Source organism: Orenia sp. (genome assembly GCF_055140805.1).
The window spans coordinates 1-8,545 of the sequence record NZ_JBSQYM010000136.1 but is presented as its reverse complement, the minus strand read 5'-3'; the positions used below and the strand labels follow the sequence as shown (position 1 = coordinate 8,545).

Genomic DNA, 8,545 nt, shown 5'->3' with positions numbered 1-8,545 from the left:
GAGGACTAAAGCATCTTTTATTCCCCTCTCCTGATATGAGGAGAGGGGTTAGGGGTGAGGTGGGTTTTATATTACATTCTAAAGTTGTTTATCTATAATTATAGAATCCACAAAAATAAATTTTAATTAAAAACAATACTAAATAGAATACCCCTACTACCTTAATTCAATAATCTCTATAAATCTAGGTACATTTTAAAAAATAATAGATAATGATTAATATAAACATTTCTGTATATCTACATAGGCTATTTTTACTAACCGTCTCTAAAGTAAAACTTAATGGGGAGATTGCGACACTTTTTTAATTCAGTGTATAGTTGATAATTGACAGTTGATAGTTAAGTTCAAAACCATTTAAATATAGGTTTTTAGTCCTTTAACTATCCATTATACACTATCAACTATCAACTCAAAAGTGTCGCACTATCTCTCTATAACGCCATACTTAAACCTTGCTTTCAAGTTGGACTACTATATTTAAAATATAAATTGCTATATTGCAGAGGCTATATTGATAATCCCACTACTTTTTTGGAATATTTGGTTATAGAAAAGAAATATGATAAAATAGATGTATTGTTCTGCAATTTGAATTTCTTTTTAAATTAGATTTTTCTATTCAGATTAACTTTTAAAGGAGGTTTTATTCCTATGTTTATAAATAAAGAACTCAAGGATAATCTTAAAAAAATCTGTGGCTCAAATGTAAAATTTGATAAACCATTAAAAGAATACACTACTTTTAAAATAGGTGGACCTGCCGATATCTTAGTAATACCTAATAGTATTAGAGAACTAAAAGAGGTACTGGTTACTATTAAGGATATAGAGATTCCTTTCTTTATCTTAGGAAAAGGGAGCAATGTCATAGTTGGAGACAAAGGATTTAGAGGTATTGTGATCAATACCGAAAAGCTAAATAGAATTAGAGTATCAGGAAAAGAGCTGATTTCAGAAACAGGGATACTTCTATCAGAGGTATCTAATCAAGCCCTAAAAGCAGGGCTAACAGGCTTAGAGTTTGCTAGTGGTATTCCCGGTAGCTTAGGTGGAGCCATCTACATGAATGCTGGTGCTTATGGTGGAATGATTGAGGATGTAATCAAAGAGGTGAGATGTTTAAGTTATCAGGGTAAAGAGCTTACCCTTTCTAAAGAAGAATTAAAATTATCTTATCGCCATAGTATTCTACAAGATGAACCACTGATTGCTGTTGAAGCAATTATCTCTCTAGAACACGGAGATAAAGAAGAGATTAAAGCAAAAATAGATGATTTAACTGACAAACGCTGGACTAAACAGCCAATGGAAATGCCTAGTGCTGGTAGTATCTTCAAAAGACCTGAAAACTACTATGCTAGTGCATTAATTGATGAGGCTGGACTTAAAGGAGCTAGAGTCGGTGAAGCTGAAGTATCTAAAAAACATGCAGGATTTATTGTAAACCTTGGTAATGCTAGTGCAGAAGATGTTAAGAATTTAATCAAACTAGTTCAAGATGAAATTTATCAAAGAAATGGTGTTAAACTTGAAGTAGAACCGAGATTCATTGGAGAATTTATAAAATAAATGGGGGGCCTAGGCCCCCCATTTATTTTATAGTAGAGATTATGCTATTGTAGCTTAAATTGTTCCTTTTAAAATATTTAAAGACCTCCCAATACATCTTTAAGCGCGAAATAATCCCTTTAATAAACCCCCTCTTCTCCTCTTTCATTCTATGGGTTAAACCTTCTAAAAAGACCTTTTCTATTGCTAATTCTTGTTCTATGGCTAGTTTAGTCAAATATAATTCCGCCCCAAATTTAGAGTCTCTAAGCTCCTCATAGGAATCGATTATATCTCTTCTTAATGCCCTCTGTCCTGTCAGATATGGGGTCAACCTTTGAGCAAAATCTGTGTTCTCTCTGCCCCCTGAAAATAGACCATAACTCATATCAGCCCTTTCCTCAAGTATTGGTGCAAGCAATTTTTCAATATGATCTTTTCTTAAACTAACCAAATCAGCGTCTAAGAAGAGAATTAGCTCTGAAGTGGTATTCTTCATACCAATAGTCATAGCCGCCCCTTTCCCTAGATTTTTAGGTAAAGCAATGGTTTTAATCCCATAATCTAAAGCTCGTTTAGCAGTACCATCCTCTGAACCATCACTAACTACAACTATCTCATTAAATAAGTCACTCTCCTGTGCTATTTCAATTATATCTCCAATTGTCTCTACTTCATTATAAGCTGGTATAATTAATGCTATATCTTTGGTCAAAGTAACTCACCCCTTATAGATTTATTTGTAAAAATGAAAAAAGTTCCCTCCTATTAGAAGGAACCTCTTCAATTAAAACTCAGACTCTATATTTTAATAAGCAATTATTTTTCCATCTTCAACTCTTCTAAAGTAACAGTAACAGGCTTTAAATTCTTATCATTGTCCATAATCAATAACTTCAACTTAGCACCTATCCCCTTCTTATCAATTATCTCTTTTAAATCACTCATATCCCTTACCTTCTGATGATCTGCTTCAACAATAATATCATTATGAGATAATCCAGCCTTATCAGCAGGGCTATCCATAATTACTCTAGCAATTAAGACCCCCTGTTCCACCGGTAAATTGTAGTAATTAATGATCTCATCAGTTAATTTAGTACCATAGATACCAAGCCATGGTCTTTTAACTTTTCCATATTTAATTAAATCATCGATAATCTCTTTAGCTTGATTGATAGGAATAGCAAAACCAATGCCCTGGGCATCACCAATAATTGCTGTATTAATTCCTATTACCTTACCTTGACTGTTTAATAAAGGTCCTCCACTATTACCAGGATTGATTGAAGCATCTGTCTGGATTAAATTCTCCAAGATTCCATGTTTTCCTGCTCTAATCTCTCTTCCTAAGGCACTTACTACACCAGTAGTAACTGTATTACTAAACTCTATACCATAGGGACTACCTATAGCGATAGTCAACTGCCCTGCTACCAACTTATCAGAATCTCCCAACTGGGCTACTGGTAAATCTTTTCCTTCAATCTTAATTACAGCTAAGTCATTTCTAGCATCTGATCCTACCAACTTCCCTTTGAATTTACGCCCATCAGAAAGTAAGACCTTAATCTTATCAGCACCATCAATTACATGATTGTTTGTTAAGATATAACCATCTTTATCAATGATTACACCAGAGCCAAGCCCCTCCTTCTCTTGAGGAACTGGATTATAAAAGAAATCACGTACAATTTCAACATCCCTAGTCACAATACTAACTACAGCAGGTCCTACCTGCTTAACTGCCCTTTTGACTGCCTCTTCTTGTGGGACAACTATCTTATTTATAGTAGCTTTTTGAGAATTATCCTTTGCCTTATTATCATTCCAAAAAGCATCTACTGTAGAATCATTAAGTACTATATTTCCTATTAAGATACCAATTAATAATATCCCAGCATAAAGCACTATACTTTTTTTGAATTTTTTCATATTATCTAACTACCTCCTCACCTTTTGATTATATTATAAAGGGAAAATTTTACGAAATTATGACATAAGGTAAAAAAAGTTAAATTTTAAGAAATTCCCTCCGAGTTTCACGAAACTCTCCGTGATAATAAAGTTTCTCAAAAAAATGAAACTTTATTTATTCCTAACATACTTAAATTAAGAGTATAAACAAAAGTAGTCACTTATATCTCCCAAATTTCCACCTCCGAGTTTCACGAAACTCTCCGTGATAATAAAGTTTCTCAAAAAAATGAAACTTTATTTATTCCTAATATACCTAAATTAAGAGTATAAACAAAAGTAGTCACTTATATCTCCCAATTTCTCCCCTCCGAGTTTCACGAAACTCTCCGTGATAATAAAGTTTCTCAAAAAAATGAAACTTTATTTATCCGCTACTAATAAACTAAAAATAAAAGTAGAACCTTGACCAAGCTCACTTTCCACCCAGACCTCACCTTGATGATGGCGAATAATCTCTCTAACAATAGATAATCCCAAGCCAGTACCACCTCTATCTCTAGTTCTAGCTTTATCAACTTTGTGAAACCTATTCCAAATATTATTGATCTCTTCTACTGGAATTCCTGGTCCTGTATCTTTTATCATTACAAAAACCTCATCATCTTCCCCTTTAGATATTACCTTTATTCTCTGACCTTGTGGCGTAAAATCAATAGCATTACTGATCAGATTAATCAATACCTGCTCAATTCTATCCCTATCTGCAAAAACTAAAGGGAGATTATCTGCCAGCTCAATCACTATTTGTAGTTCTTTCTCCTTGATTTTAGGCATTAAATTTCTAATTGAATTCTTAATTATCTCTTTTAAATCTAAGATCTCCATCTCCATTTTAATCTGCCCCAGCTCTATTTGAGACAAGTCTAATAAATCATTTACTAATCTAATCAACCTCTTTACTTCTGATAGAATAATCTGATAATACTCATCCTTATCTTCCTCATTTTCATATACTCCATCCCTTAAAGCCTTGACAAAACCTTGTATTGAAGTTAGGGGAGTTCTTAGTTCATGAGAAACATCAGCTACAAATCTTCGTTGTTGCTCTTCTTTTTCCTGCAATGAAGCTATAGTCTCTTGTAATTTATCAGCTAAATAATTAAAAGATTGGGCCAATTGGCCTACTTCATCCTCAGATTCAATCCTTACTCTCTCATCAAAATCACCATGGGCCATATTAAGTGAAATCTTTTGCATTCTCTTTAATGGTCTCGAAAAACTCTTAGATAGAGTAAAACTCAAAATCAAGGTTAAAATAATAGCTATTAATGCTGCATATAAGACCAATCTTCTTAAATCATTTAAGGTTGAACCGATTCCTGCTAGAGGTGAATAGACAAAAACTGCCCCGACTACTTTATTAGCAAAGTTAATAGGTACTGCCACAAATAGCACAGGCTCTCCAAAGTAATAGGAAAATCCTCTTTTTTTAACTATCTTACCCTGAAAGACCTGCTTAACCTCATTTTTATTTAATCTAACACCCTGTAACTCCTTTTGTTGAGTTGTTACCAAGACCAGCCCTTTAGAATCAACTATCCAGACATTTCCTTCAAAAAAACGTTGTGAATCTCTTAAAAAAAAGAGTGTCTCATCATAATTACCTTCATACAGGGAACGCTGTAATAACCCAGCTATCTTATTACCTTGGTCTATAAATTTCTTCTCAGTACTCCCATAATAATAATTTTGAAAGAGATAGGATAGTGATGTTGCCAAAATGAATAATGTTACTAAAATAATAATAGTAAATCTAATCATTAACTTTCCTGATATGGTGTCAATGCTCCTTGACAGTTTCAAATTTGTAGCCTACCCCCCATACCGTATGAAAATACTTATAATCTTCTATCTGTTCATCAACCTTCTTTCTTAATCTCTTAATGTGGGTATCTACAGTCCTAATATCACCGATAAAATCAAATCCCCATACTCTATCTAATAACTGTTCTCTACTAAAGACCTGCTTCTCATGCTTGGCTAAAAAGTAAAGCAAATCATACTCTTTTGGAGCCAGTTCTAAAATCTCACCCTTTAACATCACTAAATGCTTCTTATTATCAATCTTCAAATTAGGATAGGTTATTAAGTCTTTGGCCTTACTTGAAGCACCAGTCCTTCTTAAAATAGCCTTTACCCTTGCTACTAATTCATCAGGATCAAAAGGTTTAGTGACATAATCATCAGCACCTATCTCTAGCCCTTTTAACTTATCATCTTTCTCACCTTTGGCTGTTAACATTAAAATAGGTATATTTGATTCCTTTCTAATCTCATTACATACTTCCCAACCACTCATCTTAGGTAACATTATATCTAAAATGATTAGCTGAGGATTCTCTTCATAAAATTTATCAATAGCCTCTTGCCCATCATTGGCTAGAATTACCTTATAATCTTCTTTCTTTAAATAAATCTCCATCAACCTACATAAGTTCTTATCATCATCAACTACTAAAATTTTCATCTGCATAATACCCCTCCTATAACACCACTTCCATTTATTATATATTAATTTTATTATATACAAGGTATAGTTTTTTGGCAAAACAAAGTATTTTATATCAGTAACTAATTGAATATTCTTAGAACTATATTTTTATTTAATATCTAATAAAATAATACTTTTAGATAACCTTTCTATTGTCAGCTGTTTTAGGACTATAATTTTCTAATAGCTCAATTATTATCGGTTCATCACTATAATGTTTATCTATCAATTCATCTATAGTTAAATCTAATAACTCTATTGCCCGATCAATATTCTTATAAAATCCTTCTTTATAATCCATATAAGCATTTATCTCAGCATACGTTAGGAAGAAAACACCATTTTGGTCATCTATAGCTATTGCCTTTCTTATATTTATTAATGCTCTTTCATAATCTCCTAATTTTCTAAGTACATAGGCTCTATTATTATAAAAATTTTGATTAACAAACTTAGAATCCATCTCCATTAATTTATCAAAATCCTTTATAGCCTCTTCATACTCATCCATAATCATATATAAATTTCCTCTTCTCAATAATACATCTTCATTTAATTCTTCTTCTAATTCTAAAGCTCTACTATAATCTGCAATTCCCTTATTATACTCCTTTAAATTCTGATAATTCCACCCTCTCAATAAATACGCATAGGAATTATTAGGATTATATGTAATAACTTCATTACAATGATTAATTGCCACATCATATTCACCTCTGATGCTAAAGATCCTCCCAATCTCTAAATTGACATTAGCCCTATAACTTGCATCATCTGTAAGCTCTAATGCTTCTTTATAATTTTTTAGGGCACTATCGTATTCCTTAGTAATAGAATATATATACCCTCTATTATAATAAATTAATGGTTGATTACTTAAACAAGGTTCTAATTCATCATATACTTCTAGTGCCAACTCAAGCTTATCTTTCTGTAAGTAATTATAAGCTATTCTTAGAAGTTCATCAATTTCAGACTTCATACTATTTAACATTTTTACTATTTTATCATTATCAGCAACTGTAAATGGGGTATTACCTGCTTCATCTATATAATAAATATTAGAATAATTACGTAATAAGAAATAAAGGCTTTGAACACTTCCATTAGAGGAAGCATACATAACTGCTGGCCAAAATCCCTCTTTTACTCCTAAATTAATATCGGCTCCATTTTCTACTAGAAGCTTCGCAATACCTACATTATCATTAATTACAGCTGCTATCAATGGGGAATACTTTTTATTACTTAGCTCATTAACATTAGCACCATGCAAGATCAAATACTTCACTATCTCCCTTTGACCATTAAAAGCTGCTAACATCAATGGGGTAAATCCTTTATAATTTTTCATATCAACCTCTATTCCTGAATCTATTTCATCCTTTACTAGATCTAACCTCCCCAATATAGCTGCTTCATGTATAGATAATTCTAAAGCCATAGCCTCTGTTGATAACGAAAAACAGACTAAAATCACTAAAATAATCTTCTTCAAAGATAGTTCCCCCCCAGAATATTATTGGTAATAGACTTATTAAGACCACACAAAGACTTATCTTTTAACCAAAACTAAATTATATTTTGAAAATATTTATTTTTAATTGATATGATTGTCATTAATTTGCACCCCAAGAGTACTTCTTCGGATAAATACTATAAACTACTTAAATGATATACCATTATCTTGAGAAAATAAATACCTAAATACTTATAAAATCTACTACTACCTTTACAATTCTAGGCTGCTAATAAAAAACTTCATGATAAACTCAAATTAAGACTGTTTATATAAATCATCCTTAGATTTGAAAAGCCTTCTCTTCTAAAAAATACTATCAAACTCCCTCTTCCAATCATTTAGCCATAAATGAAACCCTAACCAGATAAACCAAGTAAAGAACCATAATATATAGGAGTGATACCAGTGGTATGAACCATGATAAGCTAATATATTTGTCCTTCTCTCTATCAAAACCTCTACTACAGTTAGCAAACTTGTCCAAATAAATGCCCATAGCAACTTCTCTTTAAACCTTAATGGACAATATCTAACCCAAAACATCGCCATTATCGGTGCCACAATCACATTCACAGGTACAGAAATATCTCTGATTAAAGGTAATATCTTATGATGATGATATCCCCATAAATTAAAGTAAATAGCAAGATAACACCAAAGATTAGCATAAAAACTAGCAAACAAGCCAACAGGGACATACTTCTTCATCCCATCTCTCTTCCAAATTAAAGCTATAATTGCAAATGAAATTGAACCATATTGAATTAACCCTTCTAAGATAGTCATTAATTATCACCCTTCTTCTGATAATGCATTAATGATTATTCTTTGCCAATATGTAAAATTTATAAAATATTATTGTAATTTTAATCTTTTATCTTAGTAGAAAAATGACAGAATAGAAAGATAGTGCGACACTTTTTATAATGATAAATTTACTAGCCACAGGTTTCAACCTGTGGTGATGGTGATATGTTACACTACGGGTTAAAACCCGTAGC

Annotated in this window: 7 protein-coding genes; 1 reads left to right on the top strand and 6 read right to left on the bottom strand. The window is 32.0% G+C overall.

Going from position 1 to position 8,545, the window contains the following annotated elements; genetic code table 11:
* Positions 1–654 precede the first annotated feature (654 nt).
* Complete coding sequence (murB, locus tag ACTCDL_RS12300; protein ID WP_463177010.1) at positions 655–1,572, top strand: UDP-N-acetylmuramate dehydrogenase; 918 nt, start codon at positions 655–657, stop codon at positions 1,570–1,572.
* Between the two features lie 22 nt (positions 1,573–1,594).
* On the opposite strand, the gene ACTCDL_RS12295 is transcribed toward murB, so the two are convergent.
* From ACTCDL_RS12295 to ACTCDL_RS12270, 6 genes are all read right to left on the bottom strand, one after another.
* Complete coding sequence (locus ACTCDL_RS12295) at positions 1,595–2,266, bottom strand: glycosyltransferase family 2 protein (protein ID WP_463177007.1); 672 nt, start codon at positions 2,264–2,266, stop codon at positions 1,595–1,597.
* A gap of 104 nt (positions 2,267–2,370) precedes the next feature.
* Positions 2,371–3,486 (bottom strand): S1C family serine protease, encoded by a 1,116-nt coding sequence (locus tag ACTCDL_RS12290; protein WP_463177004.1) that lies wholly within the window; start codon positions 3,484–3,486, stop codon positions 2,371–2,373.
* A 405-nt stretch (positions 3,487–3,891) separates the two neighbouring features.
* Complete coding sequence (locus tag ACTCDL_RS12285) at positions 3,892–5,292, bottom strand: sensor histidine kinase (RefSeq protein ID WP_463177001.1); 1,401 nt, start codon at positions 5,290–5,292, stop codon at positions 3,892–3,894.
* Positions 5,293–5,311: 19 nt separating this feature from the next.
* Entirely contained in the window at positions 5,312–5,998 is a 687-nt protein-coding gene (locus ACTCDL_RS12280; protein ID WP_463177012.1) for a response regulator transcription factor, read from the bottom strand.
* Positions 5,999–6,158: 160 nt separating this feature from the next.
* The gene (locus ACTCDL_RS12275; protein ID WP_463176999.1) at positions 6,159–7,520 is read right to left on the bottom strand and encodes a tetratricopeptide repeat protein; all 1,362 of its coding nucleotides are present in this window, start codon (positions 7,518–7,520) and stop codon (positions 6,159–6,161) included.
* 327 nt (positions 7,521–7,847) lie between these two features.
* Complete coding sequence (locus ACTCDL_RS12270; protein ID WP_463176996.1) at positions 7,848–8,330, bottom strand: CBO0543 family protein; 483 nt, start codon at positions 8,328–8,330, stop codon at positions 7,848–7,850.
* Between the last annotated feature and the right edge of the window lie 215 nt (positions 8,331–8,545).